Here is a 20,572-nt window from a genome sequence, read left to right as displayed (position 1 = left end):
CGCCTGGTGGTGCGGGTCGACGCCGGTCGCGAGGATCCGGCGGCGATCCGGCCGTGCTGTTGTCGTGTGGGGATGCTGGCCGTCAGTGGATCAGCTCGGCGATCTGGCGCAGCTGCCGTGGGCTGCCCGACACCAGCAGGGTGGTGATCACGGTCTCGCGCCACCGCTGCAGCTCGTCCTTGATCTTCGCGGCCGGCCCGATCAGCGCGATGTCCTGCACCAGCGCGGTCGGCACCGCGGCGACGGCCTCCTGCTTGTCGCCCGCCAGATACGCCTCGGTGATGGCGTCGCACTCCCGCTCGTACCCGAGACGGGCGATGACGTCGCGGTGGAAGTTCGTCGACTTGGCACCCATGCCGCCGACGTACAGCGCGACGAAGGGGCGGATCCTATCGGCCGCCCGCTCCACGTCGTCGTCGATGACGATCGGCACCGTGGCGGCGATCTCGAACTCATCCGCAGTGCGACGGGCGCCGGGTCGGGCGAAGCCCTCGGCCAGCGCGGCCCGGTAGAAGCCGTCCGCCTTGGGGGAGAAGAACAGGGGAAGCCAGCCGTCGGCGACCTCGGCGGCCAGCGCCACGTTCTTCGGCCCTTCGGCGGCGAGGAAGATCGGGATGTCGGTGCGCAGCGGGTGGACGGTGGACTTCAGCGGCTTGCCCAGGCCGGTGCCGCCGCGGTACGGAAGTTGGTAGAAGTCGCCGTCGTACTGGACCGGGCCGGTGCGGGCGAGGACCGCGCGGACGATGTCGATGTACTCCCGGGTGCGGGCCAATGGCCGAGGGTACGGCTGGCCGTACCAGCCCTCCACGACCTGCGGGCCGGAGGCGCCGAGCCCGAGGATGAACCGGCCGCCGGAGAGGTGGTCGAGGGTGAGCGCCGCCATCGCGGCGGCGGTCGGTGTGCGGGCCGACATCTGCATGATGTTGGTGCCCAGCCGCACGCGGGAGGTGCTGGCGCCCCACCAGGCGAGCGGGGTCAGGCAGTCCGACCCGTACGCCTCGGCGGCCCAGACCGAGTCGAAGCCGAGTCGGTCGGCCTCGGCGATGGCCTCCACGACGCCGGCGGGCGGGCCGGAGGACCAGTAGCCGGTGGTGTATCCGAGTTTCATCGCACGACCTTTCGGTGTCACGGGGCGATGCCGTCTGCGCGGAGGCCGGCGACGACCGCCTCGCTCAACGTGGTGACGGCGGACAGCGGGCGGACCATGACCGTGAACTCCTGGATCAGGCCGTTGTCGTCGAGCTGGAGCAGGTCGAGGCCGTGGATCTGCTTGCCCCGCACGGTCGCGCGGAAGATGAGGATGTGCGACTCGACCGGCCGGCCCGCCGTGTCGAGTTCGACGTCGCCGGCCAGCTGACCGACGTAGCGGAAATCCTCGAACGTGCGCAGGAGCACGGCGAGGAGGGCGTGGACGGCCTGCGCCCCCTCGAAAGGCGTGAACTTCACCGGGCTGAAGAAGCGTACGTCCGGGCTGAACAGCCCGTCGAACGCGGCGAGGTCCCCGTCCTCGACGGCGGCACGGAACCGCTCGACTGTCGTCACGACCGCCCCCTCTATAGTCAACGATAGGAGTAGTCATATCACTGACTATGCGACGAGGGAAGCGGAGGTGTGGCCGATGGCGCTGCGCCACGCCGTGCTGGCGGCACTGCTCGACGGCGAGTTCAGCGGATACCAGCTGGCCAAGATCTTCGATGTGTCACTGTCGAACTTCTGGTACGCGGTCCCCCAACAGCTCTACGCCGAGCTGGCCAAACTGGAGCGCGAGGGGCTGATCGTCGGCCGGCAGGTCATCCAGCGGGATCGGCCCAACAAGCGCCTGTTCACGGTCACCGACGCCGGCCTCGCGGAGCTGGCCGCGTTCACGGCGACGCCGTCGAAGCCGTCGTCCATCCGTGAGGACCTGCTCGTCATGGTCCAGGCCGTCGACCGGCTGGACCCGGGCCCGGTCATCGTCCAGCTCGAGGAACGCGCGGTCACCGCGGCGGCGAAGGTGAAGATCTTCGACCAGATGTTGCAGCGGCTGCGCGGCGACCAGGACGAGGAGACGTACCTGCGCCGGAGCGACCGGATCGGGCCGTACCTGACGTGTCTGCGGGGCCGGCGGTTCGAGCAGGAGAACCGCGAGTGGTGCGAGCAGGTCGCGGCGCTGCTGCGCGCCCGGGCGCCGCTGCCGGGCTGACCCCGCCACCCAGGGGCATCGGCACGGAACAGTGCGCTACGCGCCAGGTGGCCTCCGCGCATGTCGGACGCCGCGCGGTCGGCTTCCGGACAGGACCCCTTGCACCGTGATGCCACCCTTGGCGAGGCTCGCGAACGGCGCGGCCACGATCGTCTCTGGGAGCGTGGATGAAGATCGCCGCACGTGAGATCGCGAGCCTGGTGATCGGCGTGACCGGCATCGTGCTGCTGGGCATCGGGCTCAATCGCGTGCTCGACATCGGCAGTTGCGCGTCGGGTGGTTCGTACGCCATCGCCCGTCCCTGCCCCGAGGGCACGGGGGCCTGGTTCTGGCTGGCGATGGCCGGTGCGCTCATGTGGATTCTCGGCATCATCGTGAGCAGGCAGAACTTCTCCGCACCGGGCGCCGGGCAGGTTCTGTGGACAGCCGGCTTCGCCGGCGGCGGCACCGCCATGCTGGTCAAGGTGCTCACCCAGCCGTCGATGCCACCGGACGCGAGGCTCGGGGCGTCCATCGTGGCCGCAATTTTCATTCCGATGGGCCTGGTCGTCGGGATCGTCGGGATCGTGCAACTCGTACGGCAGCGACGGACGAAGGACGGCACCCGCCCCGGCGGCCCGCGACGTCGAGGCGCTCCCACGGGTGCCGCGCGTGACCCCTGGTCACGGTTCAAGGCCTTGAACGATCTGCGCAGCACCGGAGCGCTCACCCGCGAGGAGTTCGACGCGCTCAAGGTCGACCTGGCCCGCTCCGAGCCGAACGGCCGGCGGGAGCCGGCGGTCGACCGCGTCGCCCGGATCCGGCAACTGGCCGACCAGCGGGCCTCCGGCGCCCTGAGCACGGCGGAGTTCGAGGCCGGCAAGCGCAGCGTCCTGCGCGGTGGGCGGGTCGACTCACCCGAGCGGTGACGTCGGCGCCCGGCCGCCGTCAGGCGGTGTCGACGATCCGGTTCTCCCAGGCCCAGGCGGCGATCTCGACGCGATTGCGCAGGCCGATCTTCGTCTGGATGGTCGACACGTGGCTCTTGACGGTGCTGAGGGAGATGAACAGTTCGGCGCCGATCTCCAGGTTGGTGCGACCGCGGGCGATCTCCCGTACCACCTCGATCTCGCGGGGCGACAGGTACGGCAGCTTCCGGTCAGCGCCTCTGGTCGGTGCGGTGAGGTGGCGCAGCAGCCGCACGGTGACGGACGGGGACACCAGCGCGTCGCCGTTGTGGGCGGCGCGGACCGCCTCGACGAGCAGGGCCGGGCCGGCGTCCTTGAGGAGGAAGCCGGCCGCGCCGCCGCGCAGCGCGCCGTAGACGTACTCGTCGAGGTCGAACGTGGTGACCACGATGACCCGCATCGGGTGGGGTACGCCGGGCCCGGCGAGCGCCCGGGTCACCTCGATGCCGTCGAGCCGGGGCATCCGGATGTCCACCAGGCAGACGTCGGGGCGCAGCCGGCGGGCCTCGGCGATCGCGTCGACGCCGTCGGCCGCTTCGGCGACGACGGCGATGTCGGGCTGGTCATCGAGGATGAGCTTCAGGCCGCTGCGGATCATCGCCTGGTCGTCGGCGAGCAGGACACGGATCGTCATCGCGACTGGCCGTCCTCGATGGGCAGGGTGGCCCGGACCGACCAGCCGCGACCCGGGCGGGGGCCGGCGAGGAGCGTACCGCCGAGGGTCTCGACGCGTTCGCGCATGCCGATGAGACCGTAGCCGCCGCGGTGGGCGGCGCGGGCGGCCGTCGGTGCCGCGTCGTCGGTCACGTCGACGGTGACGGCGGAGGGGGTCTGGTCGATGGTGACGGTGACCCCGTGTGCGTGCCGCGCGTGACGGGTCACGTTCGTCAGGGCCTCACGGACGATCCGGTACACGGTGCTGGTCACCTCCGGCGGCCATGTCCCGCTGTCGTCGGGTACCCGCAGGCGCACCGTGGGGCCCTGCCGGTTGAAGCGTTCGACGAGGACGCCGAGCTGCTCCGGCCCGGCCGACGCGGGTGGCGCGTCCCCGGTGTCGCGCAGCAGCCCGACCACGCGGCGCATCGCGCGCAGCGCTTCGGCGCCTGCGGCCTCGATGCCGGCCAGGGACTCGGTGACCTGACGCGGGTCCCTGCGGGCGACGAGATGGGCGGCCTGCGCCTGGATGAGCATGCCGGTGATGTGGTGGGCCACCACGTCGTGCAGCTCACGCGCCAACTCCAGCCGCTCCTCCTGGCGAATCTTCTCGGCGACGGTGGCCGCCCGGTCGTCCTGCCGCCGCAGCGCGAGCCCGACCGTGACCGCGCCGAGCCAGGCCACGACGTTCATCCCCAGGACGCCCGAGGGGCCGGCGGGCTGCGCCCGGACGGCGAGGAACGCGACGCCGACCACCGTGAGCCCGCCGGCGGCGAGCGCAGCAGCCGGTACGGGAGGTAGCGCGCGCACCGCCGACCCGACGAGAACGGCCAGCGCGAGCGCCATGGCCGGCCCTGGTTCGGTCGGAAGGTGGAACACCCGGGCCGCGACGACGGCCAGTGCGGCGATCCCGAAACCGGCGACCGCCGTCCAGGTCCGCTGCCGGTGCCGTACCAGCGCCAGCAGGCACACCACGACGGCGGCCGTCCCGCCGGCGAGCCAGTACCGGGCGCCCCACGTCTGCCCGATCGCCACGGCCTGGACGACGATCGCGGCGACGAAGGCCATGGCGAGTCCCGCCGTGGCGACGACCCCCGACAGCCGGTCCCCGACGCTCACCCGGTTCACCGTACGGGTCCGTGCCCGAGCGCACGCAGGGTGATCCCGAGCGCCACGGCGGCCAGCCAGGTGACCGCCGACCAGGCCCAGCACGGCGTTCGTCGCGGTCCGCTGCGTCGCGTTCATGCCGAGGACGCTAGGCAATCACCGTCCGACGCGAACCGGCCGAAAGTACGGTCGCGGGGCGTACCCGCCCCTGCTTCGGACCGATGCCCGGCGCTGCCGACCCTCCGCAGGATGAGCACATGCACACACCACTGCTCCTGCACGCCGAGCGGCTGACCAAGCGGTACGGTCGTCGTACCGCGCTGACCGACTGCGACCTGCAGATCCCGCGAGGGCACATCGTCGGGCTGGTCGGCCCGAACGGCGCCGGCAAGTCCACGCTGCTGCAACTGGCCTGCGGCCTGATCCGGCCGACCTCGGGCATGCTGTCGGTCCTCGGGTCGACACCGGCAGCCGACGCGGCGCACCTGGCCCGGGTCGGCTTCGTCGCGCAGGACACTCCGGTGTACGCCTCGTTGAGCGTCGCCGACCACCTGAGGATGGGTTCCTGGCTGAACCCGTCCTGGGACCCGGCGCTGGCCACCCGCCGGATCGGCGAGGTCGGCCTCGACCTGGCGCAGAAGGCGGGCCGGCTGTCCGGCGGCCAGCGAGCACAACTCGCGATGACCATCGCCGCCGCGAAGCGACCCGAGCTGCTCATCTTCGACGAGCCCGCCGCCGCGTTGGATCCGCTGGCCCGCAGGGGTTTCCTGCACAGCCTGGTGGAGTTCGTCGGTGAGCTGGGCGCCAGCGCCGTGCTCTCCTCGCACCTGTTGAGCGATGTCGAGCAGGTCTGTGACCACCTCGTCGTCCTGTGCGGCGGGCGCGTCCAGCTCGCCGGCCCGGTGCCGGACCTGCTCGCCTCGCATCACCGCATCGCCGACCATCCGGGCGCGACGGCCGGGGCCGAGGTCGTCTGGGCCGAGCACGGCCGGGCCGTGGTGCGCGGTGACGCGTCGGTACGGGCAAGCCACGCCGAGCCGGTCACGCTGGAGGAGGTGGTCCTCGCCCACATGTCGCGGGCCGCGAGCACCGGTGCCCGGCCGAACGCGTCCGCGGCGGTGGCGCGATGATCCGGATGAGCCTGCGGCAGTTCCGTGTCCAAGGGCTCGTCGCAGCGATCCTGTTGGCGCTGGCCGCCGTCTACCTGTTCCGGCTGGGCGGGGAGATCCGGGCGGTGCGCGACGCCACCCAACTCCCGAGCCGGTACGGGCAGAGCATGCTGTTCCTCGCCGCCGGTTTCGGTCTGGTGCCCGCGCTCATCGGTGCGTTCTGGGGCGCGCCGCTCGTGGCCCGGGAACTGGAGGCCGGTACCCACCGACTGGCGTGGAACCAGAGCGTGACCCGCCGCCGGTGGCTCGCGGTCAAGCTGACGGTGCTCGGCCTCGCCGCCGTGGCCGTCGCGGGTACGCTCAGCGCGCTGCTGACCTGGGCGGCGGACCCCGTCGACCAGGTGGCCGGCGACCGGTTCAGCGCGATCCTGTTCGGCGCGCGAGGTGTCGCGCCCATCGGGTACGCCGTCTTCGCTCTCGTCCTCGGCGCTGTCATCGGGCTGTCGGTACGCCGAACCCTGCCGGCGATGGCGTTGGTGTTCCTGGCGGTGATCGCGGTGCAGTTCGCCGTGCCGAACCTGCTCCGACCGCACTACCTGCCCGCCGAGCGGGTCACGGTGCCGATGAGCGCCGACGCCATCAACCAGGCCCGGGCGCTGGGCAGCATCACCGGCGGGCCGGTCATCGGGGGAGTGGAGGTACCGAACTCCTGGGTGACGGCGACCAGCAGGCTCCGGACGGCGGACGGTCGGCAACTGTCCGACGCCGCCTTCGACCGGTGCCTCGATGAGGCGCCGACGACCGGTGCCACCGGCAGGTTCGGGGACACCGCGGTGTGCCTCGGCGAGCTGGATCTGCACGTCGACATCGCCTACCAGCCCAACCAGCGTTTCTGGCCGTTCCAGTGGATCGAGCTGGCGATCTGTCTCGGTCTCGGCGCACTGATCGCGGTGGTGGGTCTGTGGGTCGTCCAGCGCCGGGTCACCTAGTGCCCTGACCACGAACGTCGCCGGTGTCACGGCGAGGTCGGGCGGCTCGCGGCGCGAGCGGACCGCTGCCCGACCGACGGGGCCATTGGCGGTGACGCTGAACACCCGATCTTCGGTTATCCTCACACACCCTCGATGATCAACATGGTGGCCGTGCTCATGTTGGGTCAGCCACGATCCTCTGGCCGACAGGAGACCTGGAACAAAACCCCCAGCCCGAAAGGTGTCCGACCATGCTGAGCTTCGAGATCACCCCGATCGGTACGGTTCGCAACGACCGGACCGATGTCCAGCACACGGACAACTGGGGCGCCGTCCGCAGCACGATCGTCGTCGACGAGCGCTTCGGCGAGGCGTGCCTGCAGGGCCTGGAGGGCTTCTCCCACGTGGAGGTGCTCTTCGTCTTCGACCAGTTCCCGGAGCACGGTGACTACCGCGAACTCCACCCCTACCGTGGCCGGTCGGACCTCCCGCCCGTTGGCATCTTCGCCGGTCGCGGTCCCCGCAGGCCGAACCGCATCGGGGTGACGAGCTGCGCCATCGAATCCGTGCACGGCCGGGAGTTGACGGTGGTGGGCCTCGATGCGGTGTCGGGCACCCCGGTCATCGACCTGAAGCCGACGATGGTGGAGTTCCTGCCGGTGGACGTCAAGCAGCCGGAATGGGTCAGCGGCATGATGTCGGAGTACTTCCGCCCGTGATCGGGGTTCGGGCTCGACACTGTGTGGCGCGGGGCGTCCGTCGGGGTGGTGGCGGGCACGAGGGGCAGAGGTTTCTGTCACCGCCCGGCGATAGCCTGCCGTCATGGGGAGTGCCGAGCTGGATGAGTTGATCGTCGCGGACGCCGAGGCGCTGCGCGCGTGGTTGTCGGTCCACCACGCCACGTCGCCCGGGGTCTGGCTCGCCCTGACCAGGAAGGGCGGCACGGTCACGACGTTGACCTGGCAGCAGGCGGTCGACGAGGCCCTGTGCTTCGGCTGGATCGACGGGCAGGCCCGTAAACGGGATCAGGAGAGCTCCTGGATCCGGTTCACGCCGCGCAGGCCCCGCAGCTCCTGGTCGCAACGCAACGTCGACAACGTGGCCCGGCTGGAGGCGCAGGGGCTGATGATGCCCTCCGGCCGCGCGGCGGTGGAGGCTGCGAAGGCGGACGGGCGGTGGGCGGCGGCCTACGCCCCGTCCTCGGAGGCGGAGGTACCGGCCGACCTGCTCGCCGCCATCGCCGCCGACGCGGCCGCAAAGGCCATGTTCGACGTCCTCACCAAGGCCAACCGGTTCGCTCTCATCCACCGGCTCAATGCCGTCAAGCGGGCGGAGACGCGCGAGCGGAAGATCGGCGAGTTCGTCGCGATGCTGGCCCGCCACGAGACGTTCTACCCGCAGAAGGTCAAGCCGCCGACACTGCCGTGACGGCGCCATGTGGGAGAGGGTCGACCCGGCGGTGGTTCAGGACGAGCCGGGCCAGGCGGCGAGGTAGCCGCCGCCCGCGTCGGACTGCACGGCCCGCGTGCGGTGGAACGGTCCCTTGTCGACCTTCGCCACGACGGCGGCCACCCCCGACGAGGCGGCCACGCCGCGGACCGCGCCGGAGCCGCCGTCGGTGAAGACCACCCAGGAGGTACGCCGTTTCAGGTCCGCCGAGAGGACCAGCACCCACGCGTCGCCACCGGCGTACGGGGCGAGGCGGCGGCCACCGAGGGTGATCCGGGACCGGTCGGCGATCTGGTACGCCGACACCCCACCGGCGTAGACGCGCCCCGACTCGTCGGCGGTGATCGCGTACGGCTTGATGGTGTTGCCCTTGTCGCCCTTGCTGTCGATCCGGCTGATCACCACCTGCCCGGCGAGGTGACGTCCGCTGGCCGGGTCGAGGCGGGCGAGGTAGGTGTAGTGCGCGTTCGAGGTGTTGAACGGCTGGGTGAACTTGTCGATGACGACGTTCGGCGCGGGCCGGGTCGGGTCGGTGGCCGAGCGGGCGAAGATGCGCGCCTACGTGCTGTACACCTCCGGGTCCACCGGCCAGCCCAAGGGTGTGCAGGTGGAGCACCGCTCGCTGGTCAACCTGTTGCAGGACTTCCGCGACCGGCTCGGCTCGGGTCCCGGGCACCGCTGGCTCGCCCTCACCGCACTGACCTTCGACATCGCCGCCCTGGAGCTGTACCTGCCGCTCATCAGCGGTGGCACGGTGGTGATCGCGCCACCTGAGGTCGCCCGCGATGGTCAGCAGATCGCCCGGCTGGTCGCCGACCGGGGCATCACCCACGTCCAGGCGACCCCGTCCGGCTGGCAGCTGATGCTCGACGGCGGCCTGCGAACCTGCTGCGCAACTCGGTCTACAACCGCCACCCGTACGTCTACCAGTGGGCGGACCGCAACGGCGTGCTCGTGATGGACGACATCGACAACATGTGGATGAACAAGGCCCAGGAGGACATCCAGACCCGCAGCTACGGGCTGTCCCGGGCGCTCGCCACCATGATGGCCTGGAACCAGCACAACAACCCGTCGGTGATCCTCTGGGGCCTGCAGAACGAGTCGGAGATCGACGGTGGGGGCGCGCCGGTCTACCGGGCCTGGATCAAGGACATGAAGGACGCGGTCAAGTCGGTGGACCTGCAGGACCGGCCGGTGACCTGGGCGTCGAGTTCGAGTTGGGATCCCGCGTTCGACCTCGCCGATGTGATCGGCTTCAACGAGTACTTCGGTTACTTCTACGGCAAGGACGCCGACCTGGGCCCGACACTCGACGCGGTGCACGCCAACCACCCGAACAAGCCCATCCTCATCACCGAGAACGGCACCTGGTCCTTCCTGGGCAACCGGGGGTCGAACACCGAGCAGGGCACCGAGGACTGGCAGGCGGCCAGCTTCCAGGCCCACTGGGCGCAGGTGACGGCCCGCCCCGAGTTCGTGGCCGGCTACACCTTCTGGGTGCTCAAGGACTACAAGCAGCGACTCGGGTACAACGAGGAGTACAACGGCCTCTCCACGATGGGACTGGTCGGCTTCGACTCGCGTACCCGTCGGCTGGTCTACGACGCCTTCTCCGTCGCGAAGCTGCCCCGCTGACCGCACACCCTCCCTGGTAAGAAAGGCATGGCGACGATCGTGACACCCTCCCATCCCGTCGGAGTTCCGGCGCACCTGCCGCCGCGGCTGACCATCACCCTCTGGGACTTCACCTGGTACACCCAGACCACCGAGGGTGAGCCCTTCCACGACCTCGACGCCGCCTTCGCCGAGGCGGTCGAGCGGGGATACAACACGGTGCGGATCTGCGCGATGCCGTACCTGATCTTCGGTGACCACGACATCGACACCTCGGCGCTGCGGTTCACCACCATGGGTGGCGGGGTGGGTCGACGGACCCGCTGGTACGACGTGGCCGGCGGCGCCGTCCTCGACGGCCGGCGCCGGCTGCGGGAGCTCTTCGAGGCGGCCCGTCGACACGACTGCCACGTGATCCTGTCGTCCTGGGAATACCAGCAGAGCCCCGCCTTCCTGCAGGGACGGCAGTGGTACGACGCGCTGATGGCCATCGAACCGGAGCAGCGACACGTCACCATCGCCCGGGCGATGGCCGACCTGGTGCAGTTCGTCAAGGACGCCGGCCTGGCCGACCGGATCGCCTACGCCGAACTGCACAACGAGGTCGACCTCAGCCGGTTGAACCGGCTCCCGGGCGGGGAGACCGACCCGTACTGGCCGCAGCGGCAGGCCGTGGCCGACGCGGTCGCGCTGATGCGCGAGCGGCACCCCGACATCATGGCCACGACGTGCTACGGCATCCCCCCGGACCTCGACATCGGTGCCGTACCCGACAACGGGCAGGTCGCGCACTTCCATGTCTACGTCTATGGCGTCCTCGCGGCGCTGGAGCGATGGGCAGGGGTACGGGTGGCGCCGCCGGAGTTTCCCCGGCCGCAGCTGCGTAGCCTGTTGCGGGAGGACGCCCCGCCGTTCGAGCAGTACGCGGAACAGGCCGACCCGTGGCGGCTGGAGGCCACCGGCGTCTCGGCGAGCATGTTCTACACCTACGACTGGGTGGACACTGCTCGGTGGGACCGGTGGCTGTACGAAAACTACGGCGACTATCGGGTTGCCATGACCTACGCCCTGGACGACCGGCTCTCGGTCATCGCCCGCTGGGCGCAGCGGCACCACGTTCCCACGGTGATCGGGGAGGGGTGGATCGGCTACACCCCGCTGCATGCCGAGTTCGAGGACGGTCCGGTCGGCCAGGGCATCGCCGAAGAGGCGTTGGAACGCTGTATGGCGCACGGGTTCTGGGGGGTCGTCCTGGGCTCCAACTCCGCGCCGCACCACCCCGGCTGGCGCAACGTCGAGTGGCAACGACGGTGGAACCAGCGGTTCCTGTCCAGCTGACCAACCTGCGCCCGGCCTTTCGGCTGGCTCGGCGGGACAGGTATGCCGGGGTGACACCGGCATACCTGTCCGCCGGAGGGGACGGCAGCGGCTATCGGCCAGCTGTACCGGATGTCCATGTACGGCATCGGGCTCGGCTTGTTGGGAGCGGGCGCGGGCGCGACGCCGGCGACCGGTGTCAGCGCCGGCACAGCCGGGTGAAGGCCGCTTCGAGCCTGGGCGCGTCGATCTGCAAGCCGGTGGCCAGGTGTTGGGTTACTGCTCCGTCAACGAGGGCGACGACCGCGTAGGCCGTGTCGGAGTCGGTCCGCGCTGCGACGAGATCCTGCAATCCGCCGATCCATCGCCGCGCCAGGTCACGCAACGCGGGCTCCCGAGCAGCCGCCAGGTACAGCTCGCTCTCCATGAGGGCACGCGGCCGGTCGGCCACGTAGTCGGTGACCAGCCGGGTGAGCGCCCGGGGCAGCTCCGCCTCCCCTTCCAGAGAGGCAGCCCATTCCGCGAGAAGGGCTTCGCCGAAGGTGTGGGCCTGCGAGAGTCCGGCCGCCACCAGGTCGGCCAGGTGAGGGAAGTAGTACGTCGTCGCGCCGAGCGGCACGTCGGCCCGAGCGGCAACGGCGCGGTGCGTGGCCCGGCCGACGCCGACTTCGGCGATGACCTGCGCAGCCGCGACGGCAATGGCTCGGCGTCGGCCCTCCGGGTCCCGGGCTCGGGCCGGCCGCCGTGCAGCGGTCAATGGGCACCGCCCAGGTTGAGGACCACCACACCGCCGACGACGAGCGCAATGCCGGCCAGCTTCGTGGGAGTGAGTGGCTCGCCGAGAAAGGCGGCACCGATCGCGGCGATTGCCGCAGTGCCGAGGCCGGACCACATCGCGTACGCGACGCTGACCGGGATGTCTCGTACAGCGTGGGAGAGCAGGTAGAACGCGGTGAGGTACGCCACGGCGAGGCCAAGGGTCGGCCAGATTCGGGTGAAGCCCCGAGCTGGTCGTCCCTGACGAAGCAGGGGTGACACGCCAGTCGCGCGACGACATCGTCTGGACTCAGGTAGGAACCTTGCGTCGGCGGTTGGTGGGGCTGTTGGACCGGTGGGTCGCGGCGGCATCGGTAGCCGAGCCGCTGGTCCAGGGAGATCCGGCGAGGGTCGGTGCCTTCCACCACCACCGGTAGCGAGAATCATCGGTGCCGACCGGAGCCACATCGGATCTCCGCGACCGCGTCGGCAAGGGCTTGCACCCCCTCTGTGATGGCGCGTTCGGTGAGGGTGGCGTAGCCGAAGATCAGCCCGCCGGGTCCGGCGGGGCTCAGTCGGTAGCGGGAGACGCCTTGCACGGCCAGCCCGTGCCGGGCGGCGGCGGCCACGACCGCGGCCTCGTCGAGGTCGTGCGGGAGCCAGGCGACGACGTGTTGGCCCGCCGCGACACCGACCGGTTCCAGTTCGGGCAGCCGTGTGCGCAGCGCGGCCAGGAGTGCGTCGCGGCGGCGGCGGTAGACCGGGCGCATGCGCCGCAGGTGCCGGTCGAATTCGCCGCGGGTGAGGAAGTCGGCGAAGGTCAGTTGGTCGATGACGGGAGAACCGCGGTCGGCCAGCACCTTGGCCGCCGTGATGTCGTCGACGAGGTGTGACGGTGCCAGCAGCCAGCCGAGGCGCAGCCCTGGCGCCAGGGTCTTGCTCGCTGTGCCGCAGTACACGACGGTGTCGGGCGCCAGCCCCTGCATGGCGCCGACGGGCGAGCGGTCGTAGCGGTACTCCGCGTCGTAGTCGTCCTCGATCACCACGGCGCGACGATGCTGCGCCCACTCGATCACCCGGGCCCGTGCGGTGGCCGACAGGACCCCGCCGGTGGGCCACTGGTGCGAGGGCGTCAGCACGATGGCGTCCGCGTCGGTTCGTTCCAGTTCCTCGACGAGGAGGCCGTCCGACCCGACGGGGACGCCGATCACGTCCAGGCCGGCGGCGGCCGCGACGGGGCGGGCGTCGTCGTCCGCGGAGGGGTCCTCGACGGCCAGCCGGCGGGCGCCGCGCGCCGCGAGCATCTGGATCAGCAGCGCGACGCCCTGGCCGTAGCCGTTGCAGATCACGACGTTCTCCGGGCGGGCCGACGTGCCGCGGACGCGGTTGAGGTAGTCGGCCAGGGCGGCGTGCAGTTCGGGTACGCCACGCCCGTCGAGGTAGGCGAAGCGTTCGTTCGGTGTGGTGGTGAGGACCGTCCGCACCGATCGCAGCCAGGCGGCCCGGGGGAACGACGACACGTCGGTGCGGCCGTACCCGAAGTCGATCCGTGCCGCCGGCCGATCGTCGGCGCGGCGACCGGCCGGCGCCGTGACCGGCTCGACCGCGACCCGGGTGTAGCTGCCCGCCCGGCTGGTGAGGTAGCCCTCGGCGACGAGTTGCTGGTAGGCCTCGACCACGACGCCGCGGGACACTCCCAGATCGGCGGCGATGGTGCGGGTGGGGGGCAGGGACGTCCCGAGACGCAACCGGCCGGCCCGGATGCCGCCCCGGATCGAGGCGGCGATCTGCCGGTGCAGGGGTTCGGCCGCGGACCGGTCGACATCGATGAGCAGGTCCGCCGCCGTACTCGAATTGGTCCTGGTCCGGCCCATACGATCGGACCTTAGCGGGTGTACCGATCTCCGTCAGGCTCGAACGTATGACGACAGCGACCGGCCCGCGCTTCGACGGCAGCCTCCTCACCCCGGGCGACCCGGGCTACGACGCGGCCCGCACCGTGTGGAACGCCATGATCGACCGCCGCCCGCGGATGATCGTGCAGGCCGCGAGCGTCACCGACGTCGTGACCGCGGTACGCCTGGCCCGCGAACTCGATCTGGAGATCGGAGTGCGCTGCGGCGGGCACAACGTGGCCGGCCTCGCCGTCCCCGCGAACGGCCTGATGATCGACCTGACCCCGTTGGACAGCGTCCGAGTCGACCCGATCCGGCGACGCGCCCGAGTCCAGGGCGGCGCGCTGCTCGGCGCACTCGACCGGGCGTCGCAGCGGTACGGTCTCGCCACGACTGCGGGCAACGTCTCACACACCGGGGTCGGTGGCCTGACGCTCGGCGGCGGCATGGGCTGGCTCGCCCGACAGTACGGGTTGTCCTGCGACAACGTCGTCTCGTACACCATGGTCACCGCCGAGGGGGAGGTGGTGACCGCGAGCCGAACCGAGAACCCCGACCTCTACTGGGGCCTGCGCGGCGGGGGCGGCAACTTCGGCATCGTCACCGACTTCGAGTTCCAACTGCACCACACCGGAACGCAGACCCTGGTCGCCGAGTTCGACTTTCCCGCCGCGGACGCCGTGCCGGTGCTCGAAGGCTGGCGGGACCTGAACGTCGTCGCGCCACGGCAGGCGACCTTCACCGCCGATGTCCGTGGCACGGCCACTGGTCCGATCGCCACGGTCGGCTTCGTATGGGTCGGCGACCCGGCACGCGCGTACCGGTTGCTGCCGGCGATGCGTGCCCTCGGGCGTCCGGTCGCCGAGCGGGTCACCACGCCGTCGTACCTCGAACTCCAGCAACGCGACGACACCTCCGGCGGCCACGCCTACCGCCGGTACTCCAGCGCGCACTACCTGCGGCAGTTCCCCACCGCGGCGATCGAGGCGTTCCTGCTCCGCGGCGCGACAGACCTGCACGCCGGCACCCCACTGCCCGGCGTCGGGCTGCAGGCGCACGGCGGGGCCATCGCCGACGTCGCCGAAGCCGACGCCGCGTTCAGCCACCGGGGCACCATGTTCGAGTTCGGCGCCGACTCCCGCTGGACCGACCCCACCGAGGACGACGCCCGGATGGCAGCGGCCCGCACTGCCGCAGCCGCGCTCGCCCCCTACGCCGACGGTGTCTACGTCAACTCACTTGCCGCCGACGAGGGGCAACGAGGGGTACGCCGCGCGTACCCGGCCGCCAAACTCGCCAGGCTCACCGCACTCAAGACCAGCTGGGACCCGCACAACGTCTTCCACCTCAACCACAACATCCGGCCCCGCCCCGCCTGCGCCGGCGCCGATAATGCCGACAGGTCGAAGGGACGCTCATGACCTCATCGCCCCACCGTACGAATGGTCGGGGCTGAGCTCGCCGATCCCCGCCCCGCACTGCTCGGCACCAGTAAATCGGGTGGCCGCGCCAACCAGCGCCGCCCTACCTTGTAACCGGATCTTCTTCTCCAGCCGACCCACGAGAGGACCTCACCCCGCGTGACGCCGCCTGCTCTCTAGACCTGACACCTTTCCCGTGCAACGGTCGCCGACGTCGCCGTCGGCTCATTTCCCGTGCCCTCCGTCAGGTCTTCGGAGAGATCATGTCTACGCGTCCTCATATCGTGCTGCCCGTCCGCGTCGATACCCACGGCGAACTCCTCGACATCCGGCTCCTGGTCGCCTGCGTTCCCTGCAACCGCACCGGCACATTCACCATTCACGATCGCGTTCCGGTCCGGTACCTGGATCCGATCCTCCTGGCGCGCTCCTCCGGCAACTGCACTGCCCTCGTCGCCCGCGTCCGTCCCGACCCGATGATGGCCCGGCGCAACCGGTTCGCCTCGGATCGGGACTCATGCCTTGAACTGCTCGCCCCGCCCCCTCCCGAAAGCCGGCCCGTCCATGTCGACGACTCCGTGCCCCCTTCGCTTCGAACGGCTCATCGCCCAGCGATTGGGCCTCAGCCGCGGGGAGATCGTTCGCCGGGTCACGATCGGCATTCCGCGCTGAACTCGCAGGGAGATTTCGTTCGTCCTGCCATGAGCCGCTGTGGACCTGAGCCGGGGCGGGAGGCAAGGTGGCCCTGCCCCGCACCGCATCACGCGGCGGTCCGCGCGCGGTCACTCATGCCCGGGTGCGAACGCAGGCCGGGGCCGGCCCGATACCGGCGCCGAAGGTGAACGTCCGGGGGCGTACATCCGGACGTAGCCCATGAGCGGATGCTGGTGGCGGTACCGGCCGGCGGCACTGGGTCCCTGCCATTGCGTGGCGTGGTGGGGTGAGGGCGCTGATCACAGATGTCGGCGCACCTGCCCGGCTCGTCTGTGCTCACTTCCCCAGGATGTCCGGGGTGGGCGATAGCGTCACCGCCATGAGCGTGCTCGACCGCCGTGCCCTCAATCGGGCACTTCTGGCCCGTCAGCTCCTGCTGCAGCGGCACGACATGCCGGTCGTCGACGCCCTCGAGCACTTGGTGGGGTTGCAGGCGCAGGAGCCCCTGGAGCCGTACGTCGGGTTGTGGAGCCGCCTGGCCGGCTTCCAGCCGCCGGCCTTGGCCGAGCTGCTGCTGAGCCGCCAGGCGGTCCGCACGCTGCTGATGCGCCGCACCCTCCACCTGGTGACCGCCCGGGACTGTCGCACGCTGCGGCCCGTGCACCAGGCGATGGTGGTCTCCCGCATGTGGTCGACGCTGCGCCGGGTGCTGCCCGGCGTCGACCTCGACGAGCTCGCAGGACTGGGCCGGCCGCTGTTCGAGGAGCGGCCACGCAGGCTGACCGAGGCGGCCCGCGCAGTCGCCGACCGCTGGCCGGGTGTGGAGCCGCGCTGGTTGGGCGACGCGCTCAGCACGCTCGTGCCGCTCGTGCAGGTACCACCCCGTGGTATCTGGGGCGAGCGCGGCGCCGCGTACCACACCACGATCGAGCAGTGGCTGGGCCAGGCGTTGGAGCCGGCGTCGCCGCACACCGTCGACGCGCTGGTCCTGCGCTACCTCGCCGCCTACGGTCCGGCGTCCAGCGCCGACATCCGTGCCTGGTCGGGGTTGAGTGGGCTGCGGGACTCCGTCCACCGGTTGCGCCCGTCGTTGCGCACGTTCCGCGACGAGCGTGGCCGCGAGCTGTTCGACGTGCCCGACGGCGTGCTGCCCGACCCGGAGACCCCGGCGCCGCCGCGCTTCCTGCCGGCGTTCGACAACGCGGTGCTGGGCTACGACGACCGCAGCCGCGTCATCGACACCGCGCATCGCGGGCTGAGCGTTACAGGTGCGCGCTTCCTGCTGGTCGACGGCCGGGTGGCGGGGACCTGGACGGTCGCCGTCGACGACGGCGCGGCGACGGTGCGGATCACGCCGCTGCGCGCGCTCACGACGGGCGAGCGCGACGCCGTTGTCGCCGAGGGCGAGAGCCTGCTGACCCTGTTCGAGCCCGAGCCACGGTGCCGGCGTACGGTCGGGTTCACTTCGATCCCGTAGCACGTACGACGATGTCGTCGAACAGGATCTGGAGCAGGCGGAAGCCTCCGGGGCCGTACCGCCGTGCCGCCGTACGGTCCGGCAGCCGGGGGACCGGACTGCTAGCGTTCGGCGCCATGTGGACCGAGGAGATCGTGGCCGGACGCCCGGCCCGGCGGCACGTCCCGTCCGGCGTCGTCTTCCGCGAGGTGCCGGGCGGAACCTTCCGCATGGGCCTGTCCGAGGCGGAACTGGCGGCGGTCCGCGCGATCGAGCGCAGCGGGGGAGCCGAGGACACTCTGGAGCCGTTCTTCGCCGCTGCCGGGAACGCCCAGCCGGTACGCGAGGTGCGGGTGGAGCCGTTCCTGATCGCCCGGCACCCGTTGACGGTCGCACACGTCCGGCACTGGTTGCCCGAGTACGAGGACGACTACGCCGACGCCGACTCCGGCACGGCCCGGATCGAGGACGACCTGGACGACCTGCTCGGGGCGATGCCGTTCCGGCTGCCCAGCGAGGCCGAGTGGGAGTACGCGGCCCGAGCTGGCACCACCACCTTGACCTTCCGCGGCGACGGGAAACCCGGCGAGGACCACCTGCTCGACGACTTCGGTCACGAGCAGCGGACAGCCGCCGCGGAGAACCCGTTCGGGCTGGCCGCCATGGGCTCGGCGAACGAGATCTGCGCCGACGTGTGGATGCCCGGTTTCGTGGGCGCCCCGGCGGATGCCCGCCCGCGCACCGGCGCCGGTCCCAGGGCGGTACGCGGCGGCGCCGCCGACCTCTACCCGTGGCAGGGCTGCGACGAGTGGCTGTTGCTGCTCGCCGCCACCCGGGGCGAGCACGCGCAGTTCACCGCGGTCCGCCCGGCGGCACCCCTGCCACCCCGCGAGTAGCCACAGCCGCCGTCTCCGTCGGCGAGGCGGTCCCAAGGCGATCAGTGGGGGAACGCGCGGGGGATGCGGGCGGTGCGGAGTTCGTCGCGGAATGCCTGGATGCGGGTGATGACCTGTCGTCTGCCGATGGTGTTCTCGATGCGGTCGAGGTACAGGCACCGGGCGGCGAGTTTGTCGAGGTCGACGGTGAAGTAGATCGCCATCAGCGGATTGACGAACAGATCGCCGCTGCCGGTGCGCCTGGTGAACCGGACGTCTCCGAACGCGCCGCTGGTGGCGGCGGCGATCTGGCCCTGGACGATGCTTGGCCGGTCCGGGGTGGCGGCCTGGGCGTCGGCGACGGCATCGCGGTACAGCGCCGCCTCCCGGCTGGAACCGGGGATGGACAGGGCACCGAGGTAGCCGCCGTCGCGGTCGAGTGCGGCGAGGTTCTCCAGCACCTGGACGTGGTTGACGCCGTCGTAGGCGTCGATGCCGAAGCCGAGACTGGACACCAGCTTGACCGGCACGTCCAGCGCGGTCACGGCGGCCAGGCTGGTGATGTCCTCCACCGGGGTGCCGAGGTCGCTCTCGTCGCCGCGCAGCAGGACATCGGTGCCGCCGTCGACCAGCACCACCGCGTCGATGTCGAGGCGCTCCACCAGGTGCCGGTACGCCGCCCGTAACGGCTGGACGCCGAGCGGCGGAAACGCGTACACGGTCGGGGGCAGTTGCTGAGCCGCCAACCAGCGGGAGAGCGTGCGTTCCGGGAAGTACCAGTCCGGGCTGGTCGTGTCCGGCCGCACCGCGGCGACGTGCTCCGCCACCCAGGCGTCCCGGTCGATCAGCTCGAGTTCGGAGAAGGACAGGCTGGCCAGGTGCACCTGCCTGCCGCCGCGCCACAGGGCGAACGCCAGGGGCAGGCCGGCGTACACGTCGAACCCGCCGCCCGCTCCGGCGATGAGGATGTTCCGCGCCGGAGCCAGCGCGGCGAACAGCGGCGGGACGGCCAACGAGAACACACCGGGGTCGGCCGGCGGCGCGGGGGGATTCGTCACCGCTCCATGATCAGCCACGCCCGTGCTGCCCGGGATCCCGTGGCCCACCGGGACCGGCACGAGCGCTTTGGCGTACGCATGTGTGGCTCCCGGCGGCCAACGGTCGATGCGTCGGTGTTTCGGCAGGCCGCGACGCCTGCGACCGCCGATATCGGTGCGGCGGTTCGTGCTCCTCGGCGCCGACGGTCCCGGCTGTTGCGCAGGCTCAGTACGCTCTGCACGCGATGCGGCCGAGCCTCAGTCTGGGCGACGAGCAGACAGGAGCGGACTTGACGAGAGAGCTCATCGCGGGTGTCGTCTCGAGCCTGCTGGCAGTCCTGTTCGTCGAGAGTTACCTGCGCCTGCGGCGTGGTCTGTCGAAGCGGTCGCTGCGACTGGCGCTCGGTCGGCCATCGAGTGTCGCCGTCGTCGCCTCGGTGTTCCCGGCCAAGGTGGAATCGAGTTCGGTACCGTTGATGGGCACGCACGACGCGTACGCCATGGCGCACATACTGACCGCCTACCGTGCAGTCGGCGTCCAACCTTCCCTCGTGTCCGCGTCGGTCCTGCCGGACGGGCTGGACGATGACCTGGTGTGCATCGGTGGCCCGATCGTCAACTCCTTGACGAGGGCGCACATGGATCTCTTCTGCGCTCCGTTCCGCCGGGTCGACGCCGAAGACGACGGGGTTCTGAAGCCACCTGTCTACCGGTGCGGGGAACACGAGTTCGTCGACACGCGGGACCGCGCCTGGGGCTTCATCGTCAAGCTGACACCGCAGCTCACCGGCCGCGTGCACACGACTCTGCTGGTCTGGGGTTCGGGCGCAGTCGGTACCTCAGGAGCCAGCTACTTCCTCGCCGAGCTACATCGGGCGCTCCCGCGGTCGCGGCGTGAGTCGTTCTTCGTGGCCGTCCCGGTCCAGCGGGCCGTGGGATACAAAGGTGTGAGCACCGCGATCGTCGACCTCAGTGCCGATGTCTGGCCGGGCGGCGGACTTGCCCCGCCGGCCGGGCAGGTAGAGCCGGTGACAGAGCGAGCCGGACACCACGATCCCTACGTCTGAGGGCTCGCAGACCGTCCGCCCCGGCAGCTGCCAATGCCCCCGGGCGCAAGCCCGACCT

At 71.1% G+C, this 20,572-nt stretch carries 23 protein-coding genes; 14 read left to right on the top strand and 9 right to left on the bottom strand.

Annotated features, from left to right (window positions below):
- Positions 1 to 82 precede the first annotated feature (82 nt).
- Both ACPFP2_RS25360 and ACPFP2_RS25355 read right to left on the bottom strand, forming a co-directional pair.
- On the bottom strand, positions 83 to 1,108 hold the full coding sequence (locus tag ACPFP2_RS25360) for an LLM class F420-dependent oxidoreductase (protein WP_424092090.1): 1,026 nt from the start codon (positions 1,106 to 1,108) through the stop codon (positions 83 to 85).
- Positions 1,109 to 1,125: 17 nt separating this feature from the next.
- Positions 1,126 to 1,542, bottom strand: a complete 417-nt coding sequence (locus tag ACPFP2_RS25355) for a nuclear transport factor 2 family protein (protein ID WP_424092088.1) — start codon at positions 1,540 to 1,542, stop codon at positions 1,126 to 1,128.
- A 76-nt stretch (positions 1,543 to 1,618) separates the two neighbouring features.
- Here ACPFP2_RS25355 and ACPFP2_RS25350 point away from each other — a divergent pair, with 76 nt between their 5' ends.
- Together ACPFP2_RS25350 and ACPFP2_RS25345 are read left to right on the top strand one after the other, a co-directional pair.
- On the top strand, positions 1,619 to 2,182 hold the full coding sequence (locus ACPFP2_RS25350; RefSeq protein WP_424092086.1) for a PadR family transcriptional regulator: 564 nt from the start codon (positions 1,619 to 1,621) through the stop codon (positions 2,180 to 2,182).
- 167 nt (positions 2,183 to 2,349) lie between these two features.
- On the top strand, positions 2,350 to 3,090 hold the full coding sequence (locus ACPFP2_RS25345) for an SHOCT domain-containing protein (protein WP_424092084.1): 741 nt from the start codon (positions 2,350 to 2,352) through the stop codon (positions 3,088 to 3,090).
- A 19-nt stretch (positions 3,091 to 3,109) separates the two neighbouring features.
- Here ACPFP2_RS25345 and ACPFP2_RS25340 read toward each other — a convergent pair whose 3' ends face one another.
- Both ACPFP2_RS25340 and ACPFP2_RS25335 read right to left on the bottom strand, forming a co-directional pair.
- Positions 3,110 to 3,763: a response regulator gene (locus ACPFP2_RS25340; RefSeq protein ID WP_424092082.1), complete on the bottom strand. Its 654-nt coding sequence runs from the start codon at positions 3,761 to 3,763 to the stop codon at positions 3,110 to 3,112.
- Positions 3,760 to 4,902, bottom strand: coding sequence for a sensor histidine kinase (locus ACPFP2_RS25335; protein ID WP_424092081.1), 1,143 nt, complete (start codon positions 4,900 to 4,902; stop codon positions 3,760 to 3,762). The genes ACPFP2_RS25340 and ACPFP2_RS25335 overlap by 4 nt, the downstream gene beginning before the upstream one ends.
- 245 nt (positions 4,903 to 5,147) lie before the next feature.
- Here ACPFP2_RS25335 and ACPFP2_RS25330 point away from each other — a divergent pair, with 245 nt between their 5' ends.
- The 4 genes from ACPFP2_RS25330 to ACPFP2_RS25315 all read left to right on the top strand — a co-directional run bounded on the left by ACPFP2_RS25330 (position 5,148) and on the right by ACPFP2_RS25315 (position 8,398).
- A complete protein-coding gene (locus ACPFP2_RS25330) occupies positions 5,148 to 6,020 on the top strand; it encodes an ABC transporter ATP-binding protein (protein WP_424092079.1) in 873 nt (290 codons plus the stop codon).
- The gene (locus ACPFP2_RS25325) at positions 6,017 to 6,988 is read left to right on the top strand and encodes an ABC transporter permease subunit (RefSeq protein ID WP_424092077.1); all 972 of its coding nucleotides are present in this window, start codon (positions 6,017 to 6,019) and stop codon (positions 6,986 to 6,988) included. The genes ACPFP2_RS25330 and ACPFP2_RS25325 overlap by 4 nt, the downstream gene beginning before the upstream one ends.
- 233 nt (positions 6,989 to 7,221) lie before the next feature.
- Positions 7,222 to 7,689 carry an SAM-dependent methyltransferase gene (locus tag ACPFP2_RS25320; RefSeq protein WP_424092075.1) on the top strand — a complete coding sequence of 156 codons (468 nt, stop codon included), beginning with the start codon at positions 7,222 to 7,224 and terminating at the stop codon, positions 7,687 to 7,689.
- Positions 7,690 to 7,792: 103 nt separating this feature from the next.
- Entirely contained in the window at positions 7,793 to 8,398 is a 606-nt protein-coding gene (locus ACPFP2_RS25315; RefSeq protein WP_424092074.1) for a YdeI/OmpD-associated family protein, read from the top strand.
- Positions 8,399 to 8,434: 36 nt separating this feature from the next.
- On the opposite strand, the gene ACPFP2_RS25310 is transcribed toward ACPFP2_RS25315, so the two are convergent.
- A complete protein-coding gene (locus tag ACPFP2_RS25310) occupies positions 8,435 to 8,821 on the bottom strand; it encodes a hypothetical protein (RefSeq protein ID WP_424092072.1) in 387 nt (128 codons plus the stop codon).
- A 97-nt stretch (positions 8,822 to 8,918) separates the two neighbouring features.
- On the opposite strand from ACPFP2_RS25310, the gene ACPFP2_RS25305 reads away from it, so the two are divergent.
- From ACPFP2_RS25305 to ACPFP2_RS25295, 3 genes are read left to right on the top strand one after another with little or no spacing between them, the layout of a single operon-like run.
- Complete coding sequence (locus tag ACPFP2_RS25305; RefSeq protein ID WP_424092070.1) at positions 8,919 to 9,377, top strand: AMP-binding protein; 459 nt, start codon at positions 8,919 to 8,921, stop codon at positions 9,375 to 9,377.
- Positions 9,272 to 10,057, top strand: coding sequence for a glycoside hydrolase family 2 TIM barrel-domain containing protein (locus ACPFP2_RS25300; protein WP_424092126.1), 786 nt, complete (start codon positions 9,272 to 9,274; stop codon positions 10,055 to 10,057). Before ACPFP2_RS25305 ends, ACPFP2_RS25300 begins: the two co-directional genes overlap by 106 nt.
- Before the next feature lie 27 nt (positions 10,058 to 10,084).
- Positions 10,085 to 11,374: a cellulase-like family protein gene (locus tag ACPFP2_RS25295; RefSeq protein WP_424092068.1), complete on the top strand. Its 1,290-nt coding sequence runs from the start codon at positions 10,085 to 10,087 to the stop codon at positions 11,372 to 11,374.
- A gap of 178 nt (positions 11,375 to 11,552) precedes the next feature.
- Here ACPFP2_RS25295 and ACPFP2_RS25290 read toward each other — a convergent pair whose 3' ends face one another.
- The 3 genes from ACPFP2_RS25290 to ACPFP2_RS25280 all read right to left on the bottom strand — a co-directional run bounded on the left by ACPFP2_RS25290 (position 11,553) and on the right by ACPFP2_RS25280 (position 13,983).
- Positions 11,553 to 12,110: a TetR/AcrR family transcriptional regulator gene (locus ACPFP2_RS25290; protein ID WP_424092067.1), complete on the bottom strand. Its 558-nt coding sequence runs from the start codon at positions 12,108 to 12,110 to the stop codon at positions 11,553 to 11,555.
- On the bottom strand, positions 12,107 to 12,481 hold the full coding sequence (locus ACPFP2_RS25285; protein WP_424092065.1) for a DMT family transporter: 375 nt from the start codon (positions 12,479 to 12,481) through the stop codon (positions 12,107 to 12,109). The genes ACPFP2_RS25290 and ACPFP2_RS25285 overlap by 4 nt, the downstream gene beginning before the upstream one ends.
- A 71-nt stretch (positions 12,482 to 12,552) precedes the next feature.
- Positions 12,553 to 13,983 (bottom strand): PLP-dependent aminotransferase family protein, encoded by a 1,431-nt coding sequence (locus tag ACPFP2_RS25280; RefSeq protein ID WP_424092063.1) that lies wholly within the window; start codon positions 13,981 to 13,983, stop codon positions 12,553 to 12,555.
- Between the two features lie 47 nt (positions 13,984 to 14,030).
- Here ACPFP2_RS25280 and ACPFP2_RS25275 point away from each other — a divergent pair, with 47 nt between their 5' ends.
- The 4 genes from ACPFP2_RS25275 to ACPFP2_RS25260 all read left to right on the top strand — a co-directional run bounded on the left by ACPFP2_RS25275 (position 14,031) and on the right by ACPFP2_RS25260 (position 18,431).
- Positions 14,031 to 15,425 (top strand): FAD-binding oxidoreductase, encoded by a 1,395-nt coding sequence (locus ACPFP2_RS25275; RefSeq protein WP_424092061.1) that lies wholly within the window; start codon positions 14,031 to 14,033, stop codon positions 15,423 to 15,425.
- Between the two features lie 263 nt (positions 15,426 to 15,688).
- Positions 15,689 to 16,267, top strand: a complete 579-nt coding sequence (locus tag ACPFP2_RS25270; protein ID WP_424092059.1) for a DUF1062 domain-containing protein — start codon at positions 15,689 to 15,691, stop codon at positions 16,265 to 16,267.
- A 191-nt stretch (positions 16,268 to 16,458) separates the two neighbouring features.
- The gene (locus ACPFP2_RS25265; protein ID WP_424092057.1) at positions 16,459 to 17,556 is read left to right on the top strand and encodes a winged helix DNA-binding domain-containing protein; all 1,098 of its coding nucleotides are present in this window, start codon (positions 16,459 to 16,461) and stop codon (positions 17,554 to 17,556) included.
- A 116-nt stretch (positions 17,557 to 17,672) separates the two neighbouring features.
- Positions 17,673 to 18,431: a formylglycine-generating enzyme family protein gene (locus ACPFP2_RS25260; protein WP_424092056.1), complete on the top strand. Its 759-nt coding sequence runs from the start codon at positions 17,673 to 17,675 to the stop codon at positions 18,429 to 18,431.
- A 41-nt stretch (positions 18,432 to 18,472) separates the two neighbouring features.
- Here ACPFP2_RS25260 and ACPFP2_RS25255 read toward each other — a convergent pair whose 3' ends face one another.
- Positions 18,473 to 19,468, bottom strand: a complete 996-nt coding sequence (locus tag ACPFP2_RS25255) for a DUF1152 domain-containing protein (protein WP_424092054.1) — start codon at positions 19,466 to 19,468, stop codon at positions 18,473 to 18,475.
- 269 nt (positions 19,469 to 19,737) lie between these two features.
- Between ACPFP2_RS25255 and ACPFP2_RS25250 the strand changes: the two genes are divergently transcribed.
- On the top strand, positions 19,738 to 20,514 hold the full coding sequence (locus ACPFP2_RS25250) for a hypothetical protein (RefSeq protein WP_424092052.1): 777 nt from the start codon (positions 19,738 to 19,740) through the stop codon (positions 20,512 to 20,514).
- The last annotated feature ends 58 nt before the right edge of the window (positions 20,515 to 20,572 follow it).

Source organism: Micromonospora citrea, from assembly GCF_049629545.1.
In the GTDB taxonomy this organism is placed as follows: domain Bacteria; phylum Actinomycetota; class Actinomycetes; order Mycobacteriales; family Micromonosporaceae; genus Micromonospora; species Micromonospora citrea_A.
The sequence above is the reverse complement of the archived record's forward strand: the minus strand, read 5'-3'. Positions and strand labels throughout refer to the sequence as shown.